This is a genomic window from Flammeovirga sp. OC4 (assembly GCF_000812565.1).
Taxonomy (GTDB): Bacteria; Bacteroidota; Bacteroidia; order Cytophagales; family Flammeovirgaceae; genus Flammeovirga.
This window is the reverse complement of record NZ_JTAM01000042.1, coordinates 41,746-66,606: the sequence shown is the minus strand read 5'-3', so window position 1 is coordinate 66,606 and position 24,861 is coordinate 41,746. Positions and strand designations below refer to the sequence as shown.

Annotated in this window: 19 protein-coding genes; 14 read left to right on the top strand and 5 right to left on the bottom strand. The window is 36.0% G+C overall.

Annotated features, from left to right (window positions below):
* Positions 1-32 precede the first annotated feature (32 nt).
* The 3 genes from serS to PL77_RS19375 all read left to right on the top strand — a co-directional run bounded on the left by serS (position 33) and on the right by PL77_RS19375 (position 3,036).
* The gene (serS, locus tag PL77_RS19385; protein ID WP_044209091.1) at positions 33-1,307 is read left to right on the top strand and encodes a serine--tRNA ligase; all 1,275 of its coding nucleotides are present in this window, start codon (positions 33-35) and stop codon (positions 1,305-1,307) included.
* Positions 1,308-1,448: 141 nt separating this feature from the next.
* Positions 1,449-1,706 (top strand): 30S ribosomal protein S20, encoded by a 258-nt coding sequence (rpsT, locus tag PL77_RS19380; RefSeq protein ID WP_044209088.1) that lies wholly within the window; start codon positions 1,449-1,451, stop codon positions 1,704-1,706.
* Positions 1,707-1,815: 109 nt separating this feature from the next.
* Complete coding sequence (locus PL77_RS19375) at positions 1,816-3,036, top strand: acyloxyacyl hydrolase (protein ID WP_044209086.1); 1,221 nt, start codon at positions 1,816-1,818, stop codon at positions 3,034-3,036.
* Between the two features lie 3 nt (positions 3,037-3,039).
* On the opposite strand, the gene PL77_RS19370 is transcribed toward PL77_RS19375, so the two are convergent.
* The 3 genes from PL77_RS19370 to proS all read right to left on the bottom strand — a co-directional run bounded on the left by PL77_RS19370 (position 3,040) and on the right by proS (position 6,343).
* On the bottom strand, positions 3,040-4,011 hold the full coding sequence (locus PL77_RS19370; RefSeq protein WP_044209083.1) for a radical SAM protein: 972 nt from the start codon (positions 4,009-4,011) through the stop codon (positions 3,040-3,042).
* A 93-nt stretch (positions 4,012-4,104) separates the two neighbouring features.
* On the bottom strand, positions 4,105-4,743 hold the full coding sequence (locus tag PL77_RS19365) for a NeuD/PglB/VioB family sugar acetyltransferase (protein ID WP_044209080.1): 639 nt from the start codon (positions 4,741-4,743) through the stop codon (positions 4,105-4,107).
* 124 nt (positions 4,744-4,867) lie between these two features.
* On the bottom strand, positions 4,868-6,343 hold the full coding sequence (gene proS, locus PL77_RS19360) for a proline--tRNA ligase (protein WP_044209077.1): 1,476 nt from the start codon (positions 6,341-6,343) through the stop codon (positions 4,868-4,870).
* 206 nt (positions 6,344-6,549) lie between these two features.
* Between proS and PL77_RS19355 the strand changes: the two genes are divergently transcribed.
* The 6 genes from PL77_RS19355 (at position 6,550) to lpxA (ending at position 14,572) form a co-directional block, all read left to right on the top strand.
* A complete protein-coding gene (locus PL77_RS19355) occupies positions 6,550-7,560 on the top strand; it encodes a hypothetical protein (RefSeq protein ID WP_044209075.1) in 1,011 nt (336 codons plus the stop codon).
* Between the two features lie 282 nt (positions 7,561-7,842).
* A complete protein-coding gene (locus PL77_RS19350; RefSeq protein ID WP_044209072.1) occupies positions 7,843-9,597 on the top strand; it encodes an OmpP1/FadL family transporter in 1,755 nt (584 codons plus the stop codon).
* 211 nt (positions 9,598-9,808) lie between these two features.
* Entirely contained in the window at positions 9,809-11,014 is a 1,206-nt protein-coding gene (locus PL77_RS19345) for an HD domain-containing protein (RefSeq protein ID WP_253274000.1), read from the top strand.
* Between the two features lie 79 nt (positions 11,015-11,093).
* Positions 11,094-12,137 (top strand): UDP-3-O-(3-hydroxymyristoyl)glucosamine N-acyltransferase, encoded by a 1,044-nt coding sequence (gene lpxD / locus PL77_RS19340; protein WP_044209069.1) that lies wholly within the window; start codon positions 11,094-11,096, stop codon positions 12,135-12,137.
* An 81-nt stretch (positions 12,138-12,218) separates the two neighbouring features.
* Positions 12,219-13,616 (top strand): bifunctional UDP-3-O-[3-hydroxymyristoyl] N-acetylglucosamine deacetylase/3-hydroxyacyl-ACP dehydratase, encoded by a 1,398-nt coding sequence (locus PL77_RS19335; RefSeq protein WP_044209066.1) that lies wholly within the window; start codon positions 12,219-12,221, stop codon positions 13,614-13,616.
* 161 nt (positions 13,617-13,777) lie between these two features.
* The gene (gene lpxA, locus PL77_RS19330) at positions 13,778-14,572 is read left to right on the top strand and encodes an acyl-ACP--UDP-N-acetylglucosamine O-acyltransferase (RefSeq protein ID WP_044209064.1); all 795 of its coding nucleotides are present in this window, start codon (positions 13,778-13,780) and stop codon (positions 14,570-14,572) included.
* A gap of 485 nt (positions 14,573-15,057) precedes the next feature.
* On the opposite strand, the gene PL77_RS19325 is transcribed toward lpxA, so the two are convergent.
* Positions 15,058-16,398 carry an MFS transporter gene (locus PL77_RS19325; protein WP_044209061.1) on the bottom strand — a complete coding sequence of 447 codons (1,341 nt, stop codon included), beginning with the start codon at positions 16,396-16,398 and terminating at the stop codon, positions 15,058-15,060.
* 130 nt (positions 16,399-16,528) lie between these two features.
* The gene (uxaC, locus tag PL77_RS19320; protein ID WP_044209058.1) at positions 16,529-17,977 is read right to left on the bottom strand and encodes a glucuronate isomerase; all 1,449 of its coding nucleotides are present in this window, start codon (positions 17,975-17,977) and stop codon (positions 16,529-16,531) included.
* A 536-nt stretch (positions 17,978-18,513) separates the two neighbouring features.
* Between uxaC and PL77_RS19315 the strand changes: the two genes are divergently transcribed.
* From PL77_RS19315 to PL77_RS19295, 5 genes are all read left to right on the top strand, one after another.
* Positions 18,514-19,572 (top strand): hypothetical protein, encoded by a 1,059-nt coding sequence (locus PL77_RS19315; protein WP_044209055.1) that lies wholly within the window; start codon positions 18,514-18,516, stop codon positions 19,570-19,572.
* A gap of 86 nt (positions 19,573-19,658) precedes the next feature.
* Positions 19,659-20,270: an ATP-binding cassette domain-containing protein gene (locus tag PL77_RS19310; protein ID WP_044209052.1), complete on the top strand. Its 612-nt coding sequence runs from the start codon at positions 19,659-19,661 to the stop codon at positions 20,268-20,270.
* An 83-nt stretch (positions 20,271-20,353) separates the two neighbouring features.
* Positions 20,354-20,788, top strand: a complete 435-nt coding sequence (locus PL77_RS19305) for a hypothetical protein (RefSeq protein WP_044209049.1) — start codon at positions 20,354-20,356, stop codon at positions 20,786-20,788.
* A 166-nt stretch (positions 20,789-20,954) separates the two neighbouring features.
* Positions 20,955-22,163: a dicarboxylate/amino acid:cation symporter gene (locus PL77_RS19300; protein WP_044209046.1), complete on the top strand. Its 1,209-nt coding sequence runs from the start codon at positions 20,955-20,957 to the stop codon at positions 22,161-22,163.
* 122 nt (positions 22,164-22,285) lie between these two features.
* Positions 22,286-24,481 (top strand): cation:dicarboxylate symporter family transporter, encoded by a 2,196-nt coding sequence (locus PL77_RS19295; RefSeq protein ID WP_044209043.1) that lies wholly within the window; start codon positions 22,286-22,288, stop codon positions 24,479-24,481.
* Positions 24,482-24,861 lie beyond the last annotated feature (380 nt).

Sequence of the window (24,861 nt, the reverse complement as noted above, 5' to 3'; positions counted from 1 at the left end):
TTGCAGTCAAAATTCAAATAATACAGAACAAAATGTTATTAGTTTCATATATATCTGAAAATAAAGCGGAAGTAATCGAAGGGTTAAAAAAAAGATTCTTCGACGAACCTGAAGCTACAATAAATAAAGTTCTTGAGTTAGATGAGGAAAGACGTCAAACTCAAAAAGATAGAGATGATGCTCAAGCAGAAGCCAACAAAAGCGCTAAGCAAATTGGTATGCTTATGAAGTCAGGTCAAAAGGACGAGGCTGAAGCAGCGAAGGCATCTGCTGCAACAAATAAACAAAAAGCAAAGGACTTGAGTTCAAGAGTATCTGAGCTTGAGGGAGAATTACAAAAATTACTTTATCAAATACCAAATATTCCAAGAAAACAAGTTCCAGTAGGGAAAACTGATGAGGATAATGAAGTAATGTATGAGCGTGGTGAAAAACCGACTTTACCTGAAAATGCAAAACCTCATTGGGATTTGATAGAGCAATATGATATTGTTGATTTTGAATTAGGAAATAAAGTAACTGGAGCAGGATTCCCATTCTACAAAGGGAAAGGAGCTCGCATGCAAAGAGCCTTGATTAGTTTCTTCCTAGATGAAGCAACTGACGCAGGTTATATGGAAGTACAACCACCAATCCTTATCAACGAAGCTTCTGGGTATGGTACAGGTCAGTTGCCAGATAAAGAAGGGCAAATGTATTATATGGGTGCAGATGACCTTTACTTAATCCCAACAGCTGAGGTGCCAATCACCAACATGTTCAGAGGAGAGTTATTACAAGAAAATGACCTTCCAAAGAAAATGGCAGGGCATACACCTTGTTTCAGAAGAGAAGCAGGTTCATGGGGTGCTCACGTAAGAGGATTAAATAGACTTCACCAATTTGACAAAGTGGAGATTGTTGAGATCCAAAAACCAGAGGATTCTGAGGAAGCACACGAAAGAATGACAAAACATGTAGAGATGCTTTTAGAAAAATTAGAGCTTCCTTACAGAAGATTGTTATTATGTAGTGGAGATTTAGGTGTGAACGCCAATCTTTGTTACGATTTAGAGGTGTGGTCTGCAGCACAAGGACGTTGGTTGGAAGTAAGTTCAATCAGTAACTTTGGAAACTACCAAGCTAACCGCTTGAAATTGAGATATAGAGACAATAATAAAAAGACGTCTTTACTGCATACTTTAAACGGATCAGCATTAGCCTTACCAAGAGTTTTAGCCGCAATTCTTGAAAATAATCAGACTGAAAAAGGTATAATGATTCCTAAAGTATTGCAAAAATACACGAATTTTGAGGTAATAGACTGATAGATAGTTGATATTTATCGTTGTTAACGGGTAAGTTACTTGTTTATTAATTATAAATACGATATTTTTGCATTCCGTTTGGGAGAAGTTCGTGAGGATGGTATTCCAAGCTTTATCTAAGAATTTTAATACATATATATAATGGCAAATCATAAGTCAGCAAAAAAGAGAATTCGCTCTAACGAAGCGAAACGCTTGAGAAATAGATATCAACTAAAAACTACTCGTACTTTTGTTAAGCGTTTACGTGAAACAAAAGATCACGGTGAGGCAGTTGAGCTTTATAGCAAAGTTGCATCTATGATTGATAAGTTAGCTAAGCGTAACATCATTCATAACAAAAACGCAGCGAACAAGAAATCTAAATTAGCGAAGCACGTAAACAAACTTGCTGCTTAATTTTAGATTAGAAGCTAAAGTTGAAAAACATTGAAGCCAAGATTTATTAAATCTTGGCTTTTTTTTTATTTTTACTATCAATCTCTTCTTTTAAATAACCCAATTATCAATGATATATTTAAAGCACTTTCTCACTATTTGTCTATTCTTTTCCACTTTAACTCTCTATGCTCAGACTTGGGATTTCCTCAAAGCGGATACTACCGATGCAAATAAAACCTACCCAAGGCAAATATTTGGACAAACTAAAGTACATTTTGGTGGGCACTTTTCAACAGGAGTCGATGGCTTGGAAGAAGTAGAACAAAACTATTTCTCTGCTTTAGAATTGAGGGTAGGATGGAAAGGGTATGGTAGAAAAAAATGGCATAAACTATTTGGTTACCCTAACTATGGATTCGGTTTGTATCAAGCTACATTCTTTCCTGAGGCTAATATTTTAGGGAGTCCTTCGGCAATGTACGGCTTTTTTAATGCTCCTTTTAGAAGGTACAAAAAATGGAGTTTAATGTATGATTTAGGCGTGGGTTTGGCTTATGACTTCTTTGGCTATGATCCAAAGGATAACCCAGATCAGACCGCAATTGGTAGTGAGTTCAATGTTTATTTTACTGTAAGTGTAGAGGGGGAGTTTAAGATCTCACCGAGAATAGACGGTACCGTAGGTCTTTTATTTACTCATTTTTCAAATGGAAGAACAAGAACACCTAATAAAGGGGTAAACTTATACGGTTTGAATGCGGGTATTAAGTATAACTTCAATACCTATATTCCCAAAAAAGGGAGTCAATTTGTAGATAGTAAAAAGGACCCTCGATTGGCATATATTGATCACACTTTTGGAGAGTTTAAGCCGTTTTGGGAATATTATACTTTTGTTGCTGGTGGTTGGAGTACTTCACCTTATGATATTCAAGATCGTGAACTGTATTATGGTGTGGGTACAATAGCATTTGATGTGGCAAGACATTATAGCTATAAGGGTAAATATGGAATAGGTATAGATGCCTTTCATGATGGGTCATTGGTTGAAGAATATCAATCTCAATATCCCAATGGCGTACCGAATAGTAAGTTGTGGTATGCAGGAATTCACTTTTCACATGAGTTATTGATCCATAGAGTTACCTTGGTGACACAAGTCGGAATTCCATTTACAAATGTAGAAGGCCGTGGAGGATGGTATGCAAGAGTAGGAGGCCGCTACGATTTTTCTCGTAAGTTCTTTGCTCATTTAGCTTTAAAAACGCCTGGAGGTTTTATAGCAGACTTTGTAGAGTGGGGTGTAGGGTTTAGAATGTATTCTAATAATAAAGATCCTAGAATGTAGCATTTAAAACAATTGCTTCCATGTACCTTTCCATAAGTTGTATTTGAAGGTGCTTGGAAGTGATTGCCAAAAATATTTGTTGATCTCAACACTAAAAGAAGGTTGCATATAGCAATTGATAGCACAGCCTTCACATTCAGGAAGTCGTCCTTCATTTTGGATGATTTCCTGAATTTTTTTTGATTGATATAATTCAGTAAGATTATTATCAATAGGAAAGGATTGAGTCCCTAAATGATAACAAGGAAGGATCAATTCATTTTTAGGGGATATTACAATACAGCTACTCGCTGCTTTACAGATTGGCTTTTCAATTTTATTGCCTCCATCTTTTCTGAGATTGATTAATGCATCATTCAAAAATACCCTCTTCTTATTTTTCCATTGGTCTAATGCATTTAAGGTACTTTCAGAAAGCCCCCCACCAATATCTCCATATGAAAAAAGAGGGTTGAGTATTAATACAAGGTTTTTAGGAAAAGTAATATTCTGATAAACCATTTCAATCTCCCCTACATTATCATCCATCACCGTAAAAAGAATATCAGGTTTTTCCCCCAAAGATAGAGCAATGTCAATGGACTCCATTACTTTATCATAACACTTTACGCCCCTTCCTTCATCATGCGTTTGAGCATCATATGAATCCAATGAAAAGTGAAGCATATCAATCAACCCTTTCAGTTGTTTAGCTCTTTTAGGGTAAAGCAAACCATTGGAAGTAACAGTCGTTATAAAGCCGTATTTTTTGGCTAAAGCGAGAAGTAAATGTAGTTCTTGATGTAACAAAGGTTCGCCTCCTGTAAAATCGATGACGCGAACACCTAGCTTTTTTAAAGCTTTGAAATTCTCTTCCGCCTGTTCTAAAGTGATATAAGGAGAAGGTTTTTCCCATATATCACAAAAATGACATTTGGCATTGCACCTATACGTGACATAATAATTACATAAAACCGGATGGGAGATAAGTCTCATGGGAGGGAAGAGGGATGTAGGGGTAGAGCTATATGTCTACCCTCTAGCTAGTTTCAAACGAATTCACTGAAATTGAAACGGCTAATTCAAATTCTATATTTCCTTCGCAGGCATGCCAAATACCGTAGTATTCGCTTTCACTTCTGTCATTACTAATGAACCTGGAGCAACTTTAGCATTTTCTCCTACAATAACATTAGAAGAAATAATAGCACCCGAACCGATAAAAGCACCTTTACCGATTTTAGCTCCTGATCCGATAATAGCACCCGAACCAATAGAAACGAAGTCATCAAGCGTTACATTATGCTCAAGAACAGCGTTACTGTGAATAATACAGTTGTCAGGAACTTTAGCATCGTAACCAATTCTAGCACCTGCATTAATGAAGTTACCATAACCTAAGAAGGCAGATGAAGAAATACTGGAATCTTTATGAATCGCGTTTACAGGCATCACTTTACGACGTTCTTTGAGCGTCTTCACTATTTTTTGACGAGTGTCATGATCTTCAATAGCAACGAAAGCATCACATTTTTTGCCGATATGCTTTAAGAATCCTCCATCTTCAGGAGATCCCATTACAGAAACTTCACCAATTTCAGCACCATGAAGTTCTTCGTCTGCATCAAGAAAGCAGTAAACAATAATGTCTTGACTTTTGAAAATGTCTAGAGCGGCTTTACCCATGCCACTAGCACCAAGTATAATTACTGGATTAAGATGGTCCATAATTTTTTATTGTTTTAAAATACTGAAAGAAACAAAACGGATAGTATCTGTAATTTACATATACCATCCGTTTAATATAATTTTTAGCTTATGATTTTAGGCACAAGCTTTATTTTTATCTGTATTAATAAGCCTTAGCAAAAAGAACTCTTTGCGTAGAAGGTTTGCCAGTGTAGATACAAGCACCCTCTTCTTGCTCATTATTTAAAGGAATACAACGAATTGTCGCTTTTGTCAATTCTTTGATTTTATCTTCTGTCTCGCCTGTTCCATCCCAGTGTGCTGCAATGAAACCACCTTTGTTTTCCAAAAGATCTTTGAACTCATCAAAAGTATCTGCCTTTGTGATATGAGACTCACGGTAGTCAAATGCTTTTTGGTAGATGTTCGCTTGAATATCCTCTAAAAGTTGTTTTACCGTCTCCACCACGTTGTCTAATTGATACGTATTTTTCTCTTTAGTATCACGACGAGCAATCTCAACAGTACCGTTTTCAAGGTCACGTTGTCCCATTGCCATACGTACAGGAACACCTTTCAATTCCCAATCTGCGAATTTGAATCCTGGACGTAATGAGTCTCTGTCATCAAACTTCACTGAGATATTTAAAGCTTGTAATTCTTTTTGAATCACTTTTACTTTCTCTGAGATCGCATCCAATTGCTCTTGTCCTTTGTAGATAGGAACAATCACCACTTGGATAGGAGCTAATTTTGGAGGTAATACTAAGCCTTCGTCATCTGAGTGAGCCATGATTAATGCTCCCATCAAACGTGTACTTACACCCCAAGAAGTACCCCAAACGTGCTCTAACTTGTTGTCTTTGTCAGAGAATTTCACATCAAATGCTTTCGCGAAGTTTTGACCTAAGAAGTGAGAAGTACCCGCTTGTAATGCTTTACCATCTTGCATCATGGCTTCAATACAGAACGTATCAACAGCACCTGCAAATCTTTCGTTAGCCGTTTTTACACCTTTAACAACTGGAACTCCCATGAAGTTTTCAGCGAAGTCAGCATATACTTCTAACATTTGTTTTGTTTCAGCAACTGCTTCTGCTTCAGTAGCATGGGCCGTATGACCTTCTTGCCATAAGAATTCAGAAGTACGAAGGAATAAACGCGTACGCATTTCCCAACGCATTACGTTAGCCCATTGGTTTACCAATAAAGGAAGATCTCTGTACGATTGGATCCAGTTTTTATAAGTACTCCAGATCACTGTTTCAGATGTGGGGCGTACGATCAATTCTTCATCTAACTTTGCTTCGGGGTCCACAACTACGCCAGAACCGTCCTCTGCATTCTTAAGACGGTAGTGTGTTACTACAGCACACTCCTTTGCGAAACCATCCACGTGATCCGCTTCTTTACTTAAGTAAGATTTAGGAATTAATAAAGGAAAATAAGCATTAGAGTGTCCAGTATCTTTGAACATCTTGTCTAATGTCTGTTGCATTTTTTCCCAGATCGCATATCCGTAAGGTTTCACAACCATACATCCACGTACTGCTGAATTTTCAGCAAGATCTGCTTTTTTTACCAACTCGTTATACCAAGCTGAATAATCGTCGCTTCTTTTTGGTAAGCCTTTTGCCATGATCTATTATAAAACTTTCTGAAAGTGGTTACAATCAAGTATATAAATTGTCGTTTGAACTGTTAAAGATTAGTGTAATATTGCTTATAATTCTTATATTTGTTTATAAGCTAATGCTAACCTATTTTTTTGAGTTCAATCGGAACACAAATATAATAGAATTTTGCTCCCATTGATGTTTTTATAAAATAGTAACCACGTTTATTATGAATAAATGGATATATACGGCTATTAGTGCATTACTTGCAGTGTCTTCTGCCTTCGGTCAGGAGTTCGATGACATGTATTTCACAAAAGCTGACAGAGAAGCACTTAGTGCAAAACCTGCAATGTTACCTTCGGATATTGCAAATCACGATTTTCCTAACACCCCTGAAAGACAAGAACAACTAAGTCGTTTTTCAAACCCGGATGGTGTAGGCACAGGATATGGATATCCTTATTATGTAACAGATGAAGGTGTTATTCCTTCATCAATTCCTACTACAGGAAATGCCTACATGGAAGCGACTCAAGGAATGAGTATTGCAGAGCAACAACAAGGTGGTAAGAAGAGTGGAGGTTTCTTCTCTAACCCTTCAGTATCACTAGGAATGTCTGCTGGTACATTTGGTACTGGTACAAGTATTGGAATTGGTTTTGGAAACAACTCCGCTTTTAGCTTAGGCCTTGGTATAGGAATGGGCATGGGTATGGGAATGTATCCAGGATGGAGGTACCCGATGTATGGCATGGGCATGGGAGGTATGTACCCATGGGGACACCCAATGTACGGCATGGGCGGCATGTACCCAGGATATGGTTATGGTGGTATGTATGATCCAATGTATGGAGGTATGTATCCGGGTTATGGCTATCCAGGATATGGTTATGGAAGATATCCAATTTATGTTCCTGTTAATCCAGGCAGTGATGTTAGACGTAGACCTTCAGTGGCTAGACCAAATGGGGTTGCTTCAACGAATAGAATCAAGTATCCTGAAAGATATAGAAAATCTATTGCTTCAAATGGGGTAGGTACAACAAGAAGACCTTCTGCTACACAAACAAGACCTAATACTAGTTTTGGTTCTTCAAGACCAAGTAGCAGTCCGTTTAACAACAATAGTTCATTTAGAAGACCAACGAACAGTAATTCATCATTCAGAAGTTCTTCTCCATCATCTATGGGAGGACGAAGTACAGGTTCTGCAGGTCGCTCAGTGAGAAGAAGATAATTTATTCAGATAAAAAATATTGAAGGATGTTTCGTAAAGGGACATCCTTTTTTGTAACTTTAATTTAAGAATCATCAGTATTACTAAGCTGATGATTCTCATTTGGTCAATTATTCATCATTAAGTACTTATTCAAATTGTCTAAATCAACTTATTAACTAACTTTGAATAGGTATTTAACTCGATTCTATTACTAAATATCACTTAGAATAATATATTCTTATCCTTAAATAGAAGAATGTGTTTTTGACTCCCAATTTTTTGAGAATACATCAAACTAATATGAATACAAAAGATCTTATCAAACCTATTTTATTAATCGCACTATCCTTATTCTTATCATTTTCTGTTAGTGCACAGTCCGGAGCGGATTTCTATCCCGTAGGGTATTACAGAGATGCTGTTCGTTTTTCACAGCAAAACCCTACAGGATCAGCCCGTATTAGAGCATTAGGTGGAGCGGGAGTTTCATTGGGAGGTGACGTATCGCATGCAATGTTAAACCCTGCTGGATTGGGGTTTATGCGTAAATCAGAATATCATTTATCGGCTGGAGTTGGATTGACAAATTCTTCTGCTTCAGGAGAAGGTATATCAGGAGATGCGGGGCAAACACGATTCTTCTTGCCACAGCTAGGCGCCGTTTTTTCTAGTTCAAAATCATCGAATGGAGACGGAAGTAAATGGAGAGGAGGAGCATTTGCAATTACTCTAAATCGTATTGCAGACTTTAATTCTGATGTTTCTTATACGGATAGAAGTGGTAACCCAACTTCAATATTAAATTCGTTTGAGGAGTCAGCCTATGGATCATCTCAAGCGTTTATGGATGTAGAAAAGCGTTTTGGGGCTTCTTCATTTGGAGGAATGGCTTACGAATTAGATTTAATCAAACCGATATTTTACACTGATGCCAACGATCCTAGCTATCAAGATCCAAATGCTTATTATTATAACATAGGGCGTGATGCAGATGGTTTTACGACATCAAGGATAACTCAAAGATCACAAATGATTGAAACAAGAGGTGGTCAATACGAAGCTGCCTTTGCCTACGGTGGAAACTTTGATGATAAACTCTATTTAGGGGCGAAGATGGGTGTTCAGAATGTGAGCTATTCTAAAAATAGTCAATACGTAGAATTAAGAGATTCAGAATTGACTTATTTAGGATTAGGAGAATCATTTAGTACCACTGGTTGGGGTATCAACTTTCAGGCTGGTTTAATTTGGAGACCTATAGATGCTATTCGAGTAGGAGCTACATTCACTTCTCCAACTTGGTATGCATTAAATGATTATTACAGTGCTTCATTACAAAGAACTGCAGATTACACATGGAATGATTCAACATACCAAGCGAATCATTTTAAAGATGGTCAATCTTATGTGTACAACCCTGACGGTTTAGATTTATATAATCCTAATGCTGTCAATGATACTCAAAGATATTCCGGAACAAGAGTTTCTAATCATAGTGAAATCAGAACACGTTATAATATGAATACGCCTTGGAAAGCTTCAGGTGGTATTTCAGGTTTCCTTGGTAAGAAAGGTTTCATTACTCTTGATGTAGAATATGTAGGCTATTCGGCGATGAAAATAAGCAATGGTACGACTTATTATTTTGAAAATACCATCAATGAAGAACGTATAGAAGAAAATTTCGCTGGGGATAATTATATCTTGGGTGAAGAATATAGAAATACAATTAATCTTAGAGTAGGTGGTGAGTATCGCTTGAGTAGAAACTTTATGCTTAGAGCAGGTTATGCTTACTACCAAGATCCGACAAAGGAAGAGTATCGTTTTGTAGATCAAAGCAGGTCTTTCTACTCAGGAGGTTTAGGGTATAGAAATAATAATTTCTATGCTGATTTTGCAGTAATTTATAGTCAATGGAAAAGTACTGAAAGCCCTTATCAGTTAGAAGATAACTTTGTTGATGGGGATGGAAATACAATTTTGATTTATCCAATTATTGATATGGATTACAGCCGTACAGAATTTCAATTGAGTGTTGGAAAGAGGTTCTAAAGACATCATAATTAGAATGTAATTCTTAAAACGTATTTCATATTTTGATATATAAACAGGTTTTGATCTTGAATTGAAACCTGTTTTTTGGTTTAAAGTAATACATATTGAGCACTTAATGCTTAAAAAATACCATAACAATTTTCTTTGTTTTATTTTTGATAAGTACTTAAGTTACTTAGAAACAGATTTTTTATATATGGTATACAAGATGATAAACGATCCTATTTATGGGTTTGTGACTATTGATTCAGAGCTGATTTTAGAGTTGGTGAATCACCCTATATTCTTAAGATTAACAAGGATCAAACAGATGGGAATGTCTAGTTTTGTATACCCTGGAGCTCAGCACACTCGTTTCAGTCATGCATTAGGTGCCATGCACTTGATGAAGCTGGCTTTAGAATCTCTAAAAAGGAAGGGGACAAAAATTACTAAAAAAGAAAAAGAAGCTGCAATGATTGCAATCCTCCTTCATGATTTGGGACACGGCCCTTTTTCTCATTCATTAGAATATATACTTATCAATGTTCATCATGAAGAATTGACTTCTCTTCTAATGCATAAATTGAATGCAGAGTTTGATGGTGCATTGAATCTTGCGATTTCAATATTTGAAGGAACATACAAGAGAAACTTCTTTCACCGTTTGGTTTCTAGTCAATTGGATATGGACCGACTGGATTATTTACAAAGAGATTGTTACTTCTCAGGAGTTGTTGAAGGGAGCGTAGGTGCGGACCGTATCATTAGAATGCTGGATGTACATAATGATGAGATTGTAGTTCTTGAAAAAGGAATCTACAGTATTGATCGTTTTCTGAACGCCAGAAGAATGATGTATTGGCAGGTATATCTTCACAAAACAGGATTAGCAGCTGAAATTATGCTTCAGAGTATTATAAAACGAGCTAGAGAATTGATGAAGGAAGGGAAGAACATGTTGTGTGATCCTGATCTAAACTTTTTTATGACCAATGATTTCACTAAGGAGGATTTCATGCGTAATGATCAATTACTTGAGCACTTTTTACAATTAGATGATTATAATGTTTGGTCGGCGATTAAACAGTGGAAAAACTCTGGAGATAAGGTCTTAGACTATTTGATTGAAGGTTTACTTCATCGAAAACTGTTTCATTTAGAAATGTCTTCCAAAAAAATATCACAAAAAAAGTTAAAATCAGTAGAGAAAGATTTATTAGCAAAAGGTTTTTCGAAGAAAGATTTGACCTATTTATCGTTTATAGGTGAAGTGAGTAATTCGGCGTATACTTCTGGTAGACAGAATATTAAAGTAAAGATGAACAATGGTGATGTGATTGATATTTCTGAGGCTTCAGACCTGCCTAACATAGAAGTATTGACGAAAATTGTTACAAAGTATTATCTATGCCAACCCAAAATCGTATCTTAGCGTGATTTTTTGACTAATATTCCTTATTGGCTCAAAAAAATGAATAAATTATCTATAAAAGATACATAGGAACCTTACTATGAAGTTAGAGATTACAGTTCAACAAATTGCGGCATTACTACAAGGTGAAGTCGTAGGGGGTGACCCAAATGCAAAAATATCAGCAATCGCTAAAATTCAAGAAGGAGATGCCAATGCAATCTCATTTCTTGCAAATATGAAATATGAAGAATATCTCTATTCAACTAAAGTTAGTGCTGTAATCGTCAGTAAAGGCTTCGAACCAAAACAGGAAGTGCCGTGTGCTATGATTGTAGTAGAGGACGCTTATTCTGGTTTTACCGATCTTCTTACTGAATACCAAAGAATGCTAAGCTTAGCGAAAGTAGGAATTGAACAACCTGCTTTTATTGATGAGTCTGTAGAAATGGATAAGGCAACAGCTTATGTTGGTGCATTTACTTATATTTCTAAGGGTGCAAAAATTGGTAAAAATGCAAAAATTCATCCTCAAGTATTTATTGGAGAAGGGGTTGAAATAGGTGATAATTGTGTGATTTATGCCGGAGTAAAAATCTGTCATGGATCAAAGTTAGGAAATAACTGTACCCTCCAAGCTGGTGCCGTTATCGGTTCAGATGGTTTTGGATTCGCTCCTCAGAAAGATGGAACTTATAAATCCATTCCTCAAATTGGAAATGTGATCTTGGAGAACAACATAGACATTGGTGCTAACACTGTAGTGGATAGAGCAACAATGGGATCAACGGTATTAAAAAGCGGCGTGAAATTAGATAACCTTATTCAAGTTGCACACAATGTTGTCATTGGTGAAAATACTGTGATCGCTTCACAAACGGGTGTTTCTGGTTCAAGTGAAATCGGTGCAAATTGTATGATTGGTGGCCAAGTAGGCGTTTCAGGTCATATTCAGTTGGCTGACAGAACGATGGTTGCTGCCCAGTCAGGAATTGCACAAACTGTAAAAGAATCAGGTACAAGAATCATGGGATCGCCTGCCATCTCTCAAATGGATCACTTAAAAGCATTCGCTGTATACAGGAAGCTACCTGAGTTACAAAGAATTGTGAGAGATCTTGAGAAAAAAGTATTAAGTTTGTAGTCGAGTTTTATACTCGACCGCTAATATATTAGAAATTAACCAAGTAGTTAGGCAATTTCAATTTGCCAATTCTATTTTATGATGTATACAAAACAGCATACTATAAAAGCGCCAGTGACTGTAGAAGGCGTTGGTATTCACACAGGAGCAATCAGTAAGATGGTTTTCAATCCAGCTCCTGAGAACCATGGATTTAAGTTCCAAAGAGTAGATATTGAAGGAAAACCTATCGTTGATTGTGACGTTGACAACGTTGTAGACGTGTCAAGAGGCACAACGATCGAACAAGATGGTGCAAGAGTAAATACTGTTGAACACGTATTAGCTGCATTGGTTGGTCTTCAAATTGACAACGTTTTAATCGAAATTGATGGTCCAGAACCTCCAATTATGGAAGGTAGTTCTATCAAGTTTGTAGAGGCTTTAATGGAAGTTGGTGTAGAGGAACAATCTATGCTAAGAAACTTCTTTGAAGTACCTGAAGGAGTATTCTACAAAGAAGATGATCGTAAAGTAGAAATTGCGGCCTTACCTTTAAATGATTATAGACTTACTGTAATGGTAGACTATAACTCACCAGTTTTAGGTAGTCAGCATGCTGCTTTAAATAATATTGAGGATTTTGCTGCAGAAATTGCTTCATCAAGAACATTCTGTTTCTTACACGAAGTTGAAGCATTACGTAAAGCAAATCTTATTAAGGGAGGTAACTTCAACAACGCTATTGTAGTAGTGGATCAAGTGGTTTCTCCAGAGACATTAGACGAATTAGCAGAGTTATTTGAGTTACCATCAGTTGAAGTAGCTGAAGAGGGTATCTTAAACAATGTTCAATTACGTCACCCTAACGAACCTGCACGTCACAAATTATTAGACATGGTTGGTGACTTAGCATTAGTAGGTAGACCAATCAAAGGGCAGATCTTAGCAGCTCGTCCTGGTCATGCAGCCAACGTAGCATTTGCTCGTAAGTTAAAGAGCTTAATGTTGAAGTCAGCACGTAAAAACGTTCCTTCTTACGATCCATCAGTACCTCCGGTTTATGATGTAAATCACATTGAGGAAATGTTACCTCACCGTTATCCATTTAGATTGGTAGACAGAATTACTGAGATTACTGATAACTATGTAATTGGAGTTAAGAATGTTACAATCAATGAGCCATTCTTCCAAGGGCACTTCCCAAGCAACCCTGTAATGCCAGGTGTATTACAAATCGAAGCAATGGGACAAACAGGAGGTATCTTAGTGCTTAACACAGTAGATAATCCTGCTAATTACTGGACTTATTTTGTTGGTGTAGAAGAGTGTAAGTTCCGTAAGATGGTGATGCCAGGTGATACATTAGTGATCAAATGTGAACTTTTGATGCCAATCCGTAGAGGAATTGCTAAGATGAAAGGTCAAGCTTATGTTGGTGATAAGTTAGTGACTGAAGCAATTATGACCGCTAGTTTGGTTAAAAAAGATAATGCATAAATATTGAGAAAATGAGTTGAGAGTACACTTACTTTCAACTCATATTTTTATTCGATATATTTGCACCCTATGACAAAAAAATTTCTTGTCAAAGGTCGTAATGTTAAAAAATCGAGGTAATATTCGTAAGAATAGGCTGATATTATCACCACAAATAGAAGATGACTAAAAATCCTTATACTGAGAAATATCCAATGACAAATATCCACCCGGATGCTAAAATAGCAGACAATGTTGTGGTGGAACCTTTTGCTACAATTCAAGGAGATGTAGAAATCGGAGAGGGGACTTGGATTGGACCAAATGCTGTAATCATGGATGGCGCAAGACTAGGTAAAAACGTAAAAGTTTTTCCTGGTGCAGTAATTTCAGGTATACCTCAAGATTTAAAGTTCAAAGGCGAAAAAACACTAACTTATATCGGTGATAACACTACCTTGAGAGAGTGTGTGACAGTAAGTAGAGGAACGACAGATAAGATGAAAACAGTGGTAGGCAGCAACTGTATGTTGATGGCTTACGTGCATATTGCTCATGACGTAATTATGGGTGATCACTGTATTTTATCGAATGCAACACAAATTGCAGGGCATGTTGAGATCGATGATCATGTGATTATTGCAGGAACAGCAGCCGTTCACCAGTTTGTGAAAATCGGTCAACATGCATTTATCGGTGGTGGATCTTTAGTAAGAAAAGATGTTCCTCCATTTGTAAAGGCGGCAAGAGAACCACTAAGCTATTGTGGTATTAACTCTGTAGGACTTAGAAGAAGAGGGTTTGAAGGGGATACCTTACAAGAGGTACACGAAATGTATAGAATGATCTATACTAGAGGTTTTACAATGGCTGAGGCAATTCGCCAAATCGAAGAAGAAATTGAGCAATCTGAAGAGCGTGACATCATTTTAGAATTCCTGAAGAAATCAGAAAGAGGAATTATCAAAGGATATTAAGCTAGGCTTGACATTATATTTAAAGCCCCATTATCATTTTATAAAATGATAATGGGGCTTTTTCATATCAAAAGGAAAATGAATATTCATTCTATTAAGCAAATTGTAAACTAAGTTCTCGATAATAATAAACTCCTTTACGAGTAGTAAATGGTTATACATTATGGTTCGTGAGGACGTTTTAGTAAAACGTTCCTACGGCACTGCACTCTAGAAGATTAGTATAAAACACTTTTCTTTTGATCTGTAATCAAACAATCATTTAGTAGTAACTTCCTCGGCCTTGAAGGAAAATTCTTAACGCTTTTCCCTTCAACGCCAGGGAGAGTACAGTCAAACTAAAATGGTAGAAAGCTCAATGGCGCGAATGTTAAGCGTTAGCGTCATTCGTGTCCTTCAGATTATCAGAAATCTCCTGATTTCTAAATACTATAAATAACGAAAACTTAGTTTACAGTGTGCTTGACATTATTCTTCCTCTTCACTTATTCAATTTCATGAAGTTGATTATCCAGTGCTTTATATTTAGGAACGATTAAATGCATGATGAATAAAATAGATATATAAGAACATCCTGCTACTAAAAACATCCAGAAGTAAGCCTCTTGCCCTGTTGAATCTAAATTTTGTCCCAAAATGATATCAATCAACATTCCTGATAAGGCACCAAACATTCCACCTAACCCTACTACAGATGCAGTGGCACTTTTAGGGAATAGATCAGATGAAACTGTAAACATATTAGCAGACCAAGCTTGATGCCCTCCAGATGCCAAAGCTATAAAACAGGCAGCGATATACGGGTTGTTGGTAAGCGTTGCTGTAAAAACAGGAAAAACAGCTAAGGCACAAATCAGAAGTGATAACTTTCTCGCGACATTCAAACTATATCCTCTGTTGATAAAGAACTTGGACAAATAACCACCTCCAATACTTCCCAAATCAGCAATGAGGTACATGACGGCATAAGCAGCACCTAATTCTTTTATACTCATACCAAAGCGATCTGTAAAAAACATCCCAGACCAGAACATAAAGAAATACCATACGCCATCTGTCAATTTACCAATCGTAAATGCAATAGTCTGTTTTTTTAAGAGGATCTTTTTGAGTGGTATTTTTACTTCATCTTCCTCATTGTTCACTTCTTCGCCATCTTGCTGAATATATCTCAGTTCTTCTTCACTGACGCTAGGATGTTGTTCTGGTTTCTTATAAAATTTAAGCCATAGTAATACCCATATTCCACTAAAAACACCAGTAATTAGGAAAGTGAAAGGCCATGACTGAGTACCTCCAACTGTAAGTATTGTAGTCACTGCAATAGGAGCTAAAAATGCACCTACGTTTGAACCCGCATTAAAAATACCTGTAGCAAAAGCTCTATCTTTTTTAGGAAACCATTCGGCAACCGTTTTGATTGCGGCAGGGAAATTTCCCGCTTCACCAAAGCCTAAACCAAAGCGAGTAGCCATAAAACCTATCAATCCGAAACTGGGGCGTAATAATGCATGGAACATTCCAAAAATAGACCAAATGCCAATAGCAACAGTATAACCTATTCTTGTTCCAAACCGGTCGATAATTGTTCCCATAGAAATCATACCGACCGCGTAAGCCATTTTAAAGGCAACGTTAATAGAAGCATAATCCGATTTTGACCATGCAAAAACTTTTTCTAAAGTTGGAGCCAATACACCAATAATACTTCTATCCATATAGTTGATCGTTGTAGCCATAAAGAGAAGTGCAAGTATTCTATACCTGTATCGGCCTACTGGTTTTACTTCTTTTTCTTGAAGTCGTTGAGGTTGTACCACTGACATAATTGTGTTGTTTAATTAGTTTTAAAAAAAGAGATAGTAGTAAGTGCGTTGTAAACTAAATTACCGCGTAATTTCAATCGCCTATTGAAAGGATAACTCTATGATCATATCAAGCGACTATTTTGAATCACTAAAAATTGAAATACGATTTAGCATTGTTGTAACATATATCTTGAATGATTTTGCCAACGTGCTTTATATCATTGGGAAGAAGACCTGCTTCAATGTCTTTTCCGAATAGATTGCATAAAATGCGTCTGAAATACTCATGCCTTGAGTAAGAAAGAAAACTTCTAGAGTCTGTTAGCATTCCTATAAATCGACTTAAAAGACCAAGGTTTGATAAGGCATTAATTTGCTTTTCCATCCCTTCTTTTTGATCTAAAAACCACCATCCGGACCCGTATTGTAACTTACCGGCTACAGAACCGTCTTGGAAATTGCCAATCATAGTTCCAAATACTTCATTATCTGAAGGATTGAGATTGTAGATAATAGTCTTTGTTAAGCTGTTAGTGTCATCAAGTTTATTTAAGAATCGAGATAAACTTTCTGCTTGGGAAAAGTCACCTATAGAGTCAAAACCGGTGTCGGGACCAAGTTCTCTCATCATCCGAGTAGAATTATTTCTTAATGCTCCAAGGTGAAACTGTTGCACCCAACCCTTTGCATGATCCATTATGGCGAGATCATAAAGCATTGCCGATTTGAATAGTTCAATTTGAGATGGGGTTAAAGTATTTCCTTTTCTGATGATTGAAAATATTTCTTCAATTTCTGATTTAGTATAATCGGAGGCTGAAATGTAGTTCAATCCATGGTCAGAAAGACAACATCCGTTTTCATGAAAAAAGTCATGACGCTTCTGTAAGGCCTCAAGAAGAGATTGGTAAGAGTTGATTTCAATTCCTGAAACTTCACTAAGCTGCTGAATATATGCATTGTATTGTTTCGGATGTTCCACTGCCATTACATTATCAGGGCGCCAAGCGGGAAGCACTTTTACATCAAAGTCAGAAGATTTGATTTGTTGATGATAGCGTAAATCATCTATAGGGTCATCTGTAGTACAAATGATTTCAACGTTCGCTTTTTTGATGAGTCCTTGAACAGTAAAATGTTCTTGTGCCAATTTTGCATTACACTCCTTGTAGATTTCAGATGCAGTAGAAGGTGAAAGTACCTTGTCAATACCAAAAGGCTGTTTCAGTTCAAGATGTGTCCAATGGTATAATGGATTCCTTAAAGTATACGGAACAGTTTCAGCCCATTTATTGAACTTTTCCTCAGGAGTTTTATCGCCAGTACAGAAGGCTTCATCAACACCATTGGTTCTCATTGCTCTCCATTTATAATGATCTCCTTCTAGCCAGATTTCAGTGATGTTATTAAATCTTCTATTCTCAGCGATATCTTTTGGAGAAATGTGACAATGATAATCAATGATAGGCATAGCCTTCGCATACTCATGGTAAAGGATTTTTGCGGTTTGATTTTCCAAAATGAAACTATCATCTAAAAAAGGTTTGACATCTTGATGATCATTACTCGTTATTTTTTGTTCGATTACGGCTTTCATTTCTACTGTTATAGTTGTTTTGAAACAAGTTTGAAGAAGTGATCCGCATCTTCATAATGAAGAAAACAGATGCCGCTATTTACCTATATTACCTCTGAAGTAGGCGGTTTAACGGGTCACAAACGGTACCTATAACGGTTAAAGAACGATTCTAATAACGGAGGACGTTAGTATTTACCCATTATGTAATGACATTAAGTACTTTGGTAATCTAATAGTAAACTTGCTTAGTAGGTGAAAACTATTTGGCATAAAAAGAGGTCTTTTTCAGTAGAGGAAAAAATATAAACCTATTTCATTAAGTTTTTTTCTTTTGGATAGTGAGACAAATTATTGGTTGAAAGTAAGGTGAGAAATTTCATACAGTTCATTTACAAAAAGCTTTATTTTCTGTTTTCATCATTAATTTCTACCTAGCAATGTGACACCTAAGCAAGCTAGAAATGAAGGAATTTGCTCTTTGATGGACCATTAATAATCCCTTTATGTAGCGTATTAAGAAGTACAACTATTGAGAAATAAACTATTCTAATGAGATGAAAAAGAAAGTTACTTTTAGTTTTCTACTATTGTTTTTAAGCTTATCTATCTATGCACAAAATGATTGGAGAGCGGGTTATATTATTAAAAAAAATGGAGATAAGGTATACGGGCAAATAGACTATCGTGCCCCACGTTCAAATAGTGCTTTTTGTCTTTTCAAAGAAAATGAGGAACAGCTAATGGGTAAAAAATACTTACCGGAAGAAATCGAAGGTTATCGGTTTGTTGATGGTAAATATTACATCTCAAAATCAATTCAGTTAGGGAAGAAAGTAAAAATGGTTTTTCTGGAATACCTTATTGATGGAACTGTAGACATTTTCTTTTATACAGATGATAGAAAAGACCGGTATTACATTCAAAAGGGAGATCAATTTCTTGAATTAAAAAATACGGAGACGGAAGTATATGAAGGTAACATCAGGTATAATACAGAATTGAAAGAATATGTTGGTGTCATGAATTACCTTTTTGCAGATGCACAAATGAATACCACTATAAACAGTACATCCTTTACGCATAAATCATTAATTAAGACCGCAAAGACATACCATGATAAAGTTTGTTTTGATCAGGAGTGTGTAATTTATGTGAAAGAGAAAGTTCCCTGTAAGGTTGACATTGGATTGACAGTAGGCAGTTTTAGTAAAACATTATACTTGAATGAGAGTCAAGGCTATTCCTATAATAATAGTTTGAGTCAATACGCTGGTGTCGCTATAAACATCCGAAACATGTCAGGTATATACGAACGCTTTTCTATACACTTTGAAATGTTGGTTGCAGAGTATTATCTAAATGATGAGAAAAGATACCATTTTAATGTTCCTTTTTTAGTGGACTATAAATTATTAGCAACTAAGGTTTATCCTAAAGTGGAAGCTGGGCTTTCTATATATTTCACCTCTAATGAAGAGTATTCTGTACAAAACCTACGATTAATGGCAGGAGTGAGTTTAAATTATGACTTTTACAAAGACAATAGAGTGTATATTAATACCAGGGTAGAAGGAGGTGGTATTGTCCGCTTTGGAGGTGGAGTGATGTTTTAACGGATTGGTTCCTGAGTGATTTTAAGAGCAGATGCTTCTAAAAAATAGAATGTGATGTATATTTGCTCAAACACTTATATCAAAGAATGGAAATAATAGTAGAACAATTAGGCAAGAAGTTTAGTAGAGAGTGGATTTTCAAAGGCATTGATTACACATTGAAAAGTGATCAAGCTTATGCGATTGTTGGAGGTAACGGTAGTGGTAAATCTACTTTATTAAAAGTGATATCTGGTATTAATGATCCTTCTAAGGGAAAAGTGATTTACAAAAAGAACAATAAAGAAGTTCCTGTAGATGAAATCTGGAAAGAAATTGTCTTGGCAGGGCCTTATACAGAATTGGTAGAGGAATATACTTTAGAAGAACATCTAAATTTTCATAGACAATTGAAACCAATGGTGAAATCAAACGAGGAAATCATTGAGATATTGGATTTTAAGGCAGCAAATAAAAAACAAGTGCAGGCATTTTCTTCAGGAATGAAGCAAAAATTGAAGCTTGCGTTAGCCTTTTTCTCTGAGGCGTCAATGCTTTTATTAGATGAACCTACAAGTAATTTGGATCATAAAAATATAGAATGGTATCAGCATTGGTTACCCATTTGTAGCAAAGGAAAAATCACTTTAATCTGTAGTAATCAGCCGTATGAATACGAATTTTGTGATGAAAGAATTTTCATGGAAAATTATAAATAATAATATATTATGTTATATTTGCTATGTCGGTCTCCTTATTTCAATTGTCTCTATTACATTCTAAAACTTAAAAATCTATTGTAATGAAAAACATTTGGAAAAATGCAATTCTTTTTCTTTCGCTAATCGGCTTAATGACATTTGTATCATCTTGTAGTTCTTCTGATGATGGTGGTGATGTAATTCCAGACGTAGAGTTTAATTACACTGCGGATGTAAGTGCAACTAACCCAGCAGAGGTAAATACAGATTTTAAATTAGCTGTTAATGTGACAACAACAACTGTTACATTCTCTGGTTACGATTCAGCTTGGCCAATGCCAGAAGGTTTTAAGACATCTATGTCTTTCACTGAAATGTTGGCTTTAGATTGGGATGCTGAATCATCTGTATCTAACATTTCTACAGGAGGTGATGTTGTTACTTTAGTTTACACTGAAACAACAACAAATTCAGCTGCAAGAACTAGAGAAACAGACATTACGTATACTTACGTGTTCAATAAAGACGCTAACTAGTTTACGAATGTAAGGAAAGACCTTTTGAAATTTAGACCCTATGACGGTAACGTGATAGGGTTTTTTTTATGCATTTAAATGCAATAACACTCACAATAAAGCAAGTTTAAATACAATCTATTAACTTTCGGGAACACAATTATTTAAATCATACTAATCGATTAACATGAAGTTTTTTAAAATAGATCTTGGTATTGCTATTCTTATTGCCATGATTCTAGGGGTACTATTAGGCGTTATCTTTGGGCCTGAAGTATCGATTATTGCTCCTGTCGGAAAAATATTCATCAAGCTATTGTCAATGCTTGTAGTTCCTTTAGTTTTCTTTTCAATCATAATGGGTGCTCAAGCATTAGGAAAATCAAAAAATGCTGGAGCAATTGGGACATTAACTTTTACGTATTTTGGCGTCACCTCTTTCATTGCCGTCTTTTTTGGTATTCTCTTACCCGTATTATTTGAACCAGGAAAAGGACTTGATTTGTCAATTTTGGCAGATGGTATGATGGATGCAAGCCTTGCAGAAAAAGGAGAAGTAGCAGGCTTCTGGGATACAGTATTAGGTGCAATTCCTTCTAACCCTTTTAAATCCCTAATGGAAGGAAGCGTATTACAGATCATATTATTCTCTTTGTTTTTTGGAGTAGGAATAGGCAAACTTTCAGAAGAAAAAAGAAATATAGTAAGCCAGTTTATTGAAGGTGTCAATGATGTTTTAACATGGATGATTATCAAAGTAATGTGGTTAGCACCATTTGGTGTGTTGAGTTTAATGGCTGATGCAGTGGGCACTTTCGGTTATGATGTTTTATTCAATATCGGAAACCTTTTTATTTTATATATGGTAGCACTTCTGATTGTAACCTTCCCCGTTTTTGGCGGTTTAGTTCATTTATTGAGTAATGTGTCAGGAAGGAAGTTTATCAAAGAGATGATTACCCCTCAAATTTTCGCCGTCTCTTCAGCATCATCACTCGCTACACTTCCACTCAACTACGAAGCTTGTGACAATATGAAAGTGAAGCGTTCAGTCTCTTCCTTTGTTTTGCCACTTGGAGCAACTGTAAACATGGCAGGAAACGCAGTATTCAACCCAATGGTAGCTATTTTCTTTGCTCAGATGTATGGTATGGAACTTGGTTTTGGAGATTATATTGCCATTGCCATCACCTCAGTATTAGGTGCAGTAGGAACGGCAGGTGTACCTGGTCCAACTTTATTGTCAGTGGCAGTATTAATGGCTGTAGGGATTCCAGTAGAGGCATTGCCGTTGATTTTTGGTGTGGATAGAATTTTCGATATGTTCAGAACTGCAGTGAATATCACAGGAGATGCTTCGTGTGCAGTCATTATGGAAAAAATAGAAGAATTTTAATAATGTAGATTCATTACAAAATATCTAATATAAACAAAGGCTACTCTAATTTTTAGGAATAGGAGTAGCCTTTATTTATATTAGATTGAACAATCCTTTTTTACGTACTTCATAAAAACTATATGTCTAATACATCCAAAACTTCAAAAGAAAAGAAACCAATGACCTTGTCAACAAAAATCCTCATAGGTTTATTTATAGGTATTGCTGTCGGTTTATTTTTTGGTGAATATTGTGAGCATCTTGGGATTTTTGGCGATGCTTTTATTGGTTTATTACAGATGACCGTACTGCCTTATATTGTTTTCTCTTTAATTGTAAATATTGGACGCTTATCCTTAGAAGAAGGGCGTAAACTGATAATAAATGGCATTCGTTGTTTAGCACTTTTGTTGGTTATTGGGATTGGAGTTGTATTAATTCTTCCTTTTGCCTTTCCAGAATGGAAATCAGCCAATTTTTTTAGTACGAGTTTTATCACACCTCCACCTGAGATTGATTTTCTGAAGTTATATATACCTTCGAATCCATTTTTTTCATTAGCTGAAAGCAAAGTTCCTGCTGTTGTATTATTTTCTATTTTGGTGGGAATTGGCGTAATGCAGATTAATGGAAAGGATAAAGATGTTTTGCTTAATAGCTTAGACGCTTTTAATAAAGCATTAAACCAAGTCAATAAATTAGTAGTCAAGTTGACTCCCGCAGGTGTTTTTGCTATTGCGGCAAGTACGGCAGGGACGATGACATTGGATGAATTGGGTAAAATGCAGGCGTATTTACTGACTTATATTGTAGCAGTTTCAATTATGGTATTTTGGGTGTTACCTATGCTAATTTCAGCGTGTACCCCATTCAAGTACAAAGATATTTTTAAATACACTAAAGCAACGTTGATCACGATCTTTGCAACAGGTAAAATCATTGTAGTGCTTCCACAACTCATTGAAGATTTAAAAGCGTTATACAGAGAATATGATTTAGGGAATGATGAAAATAATGCAGGAACAGATATTTTGATGCCACTCGCTTATCCTTTTCCTAACCTTGGGACGCTGGTCATATTTGTATTTGTTCCATTTGCCGCTTGGTTTGTGGGCAATGAAATCACGTTGAAAGATTACCCTATGTTTGTTGGAGCTACACTGTTGAGTAGTTTTGTAGCCCCAGTTACTGGTATTCCTTTTATGCTCGATATCTTGAAAATTCCAAAAGATATGTTTCAGCTTTTTGTGGTTTCAACTGTATTTACGGATAGAGTTAGGGTGGTTTTAGGAGCGATGCATTTGATTACACTTACAATACTAACGTTAGGTACTTCTCATGGCTTTTTCAAAATAAAGAAGCGTAAAATCTCCATGCTGATCACTGTATCCGTGGGTTTATTTATAGGTACATTAATTCCACTTCGATATTTTCTGGCTTACTCTCTCAAAGATGTTTATCAGAATGATAAAGTGATTGCGAATATGCAACTAGTACATCAATTAGTTCCTTTTAAAGTATTGCCAGAAGCTTCTCCTAACCCTGTTCCATTAGAAGAAGGAGAAGGGGTTTTAGATCGAATCAAAAAACGAGGTATCCTAAGAGTTGGTTTTTATGAAAATGAAATACCATTTAGTTATTTCAATGCCAAAGGAGAGTTGGTAGGTTTTGGTATTGATATGGCACACGAGTTAGGCTCTGTATTGGATGTTGAAATCGAATTTGTACCTATTACAGTAGGAAACATGCCTGAAGAATTGAAAAATGACAACTTTGATATTGTGATGTCAGATATATTTATGTCAAGTCAATATTCGGCAGAGTTGGCTTTCTCAAAACCTTACATCGATGTTACAATGGCCTTGGTGGTAGGGGATCAGGCAGATCAATTCAAGACATTTGATAAAACAGCCGCTTTGGATTCTTTTAATATCGGATATTTTGAGAGAAGTGATGTTGCAGAGAAGTTTTTAAAATATTTTCCGAATGCCAAAGCAGTTCGATTGGATACAGTTGATGAATTTTTTGATAATCAGCCAGACAGTATACCACTCAGTGGTTTGCTGACAAGTGCTGAAAGAGGAGCAGCATTAACATTATTACACCCTGAGTTCCAAATTGCCAATCCATTACCGTATAGTATTACATTACCACTTGCCTATCCTATAGGAAATAATGATGAAAATATGGCCAATTTTGTGTCAGATTGGATTGAAGTGAATCGTAAAGATGGAACAATTCAACGTTTTTATGATTATTGGATTTTAGGTGAAGACCCTACTAGTACAGAAAAACATTGGAGCGTAATTCGAAACGTTTTGCATTGGGTTGATTAGTATATTTAATTGACTTGATACGTTAAAATCCAAGATGTAGCATTTATCTCATCTTGGATTTTTTTTATAGAACTTTTTAATGCCTATTTTAGTAATAGAAATAGATTTTAAGACGCTGTATATTAGATAGTTTTCGTTAATTAATGCGATTACTTTTATGAAGGGTAAATGGTAGTGTATGATGGTTCGCGAGGACTTTGCAATGCAATGTTCCTACAGAACTGCATTTTAGAAAATTATTATAAAACCTTTGTCTTTTGATATGTAATCAGACCATCATTTAGTAGTATCTCCCTCGGCCTTGAATTTTTTGCTTCGTTTTTGTTTCAAGACAAAAATGAAGAAGAAGGAAGTTTGAAAATTGATCTTATAGATGATGC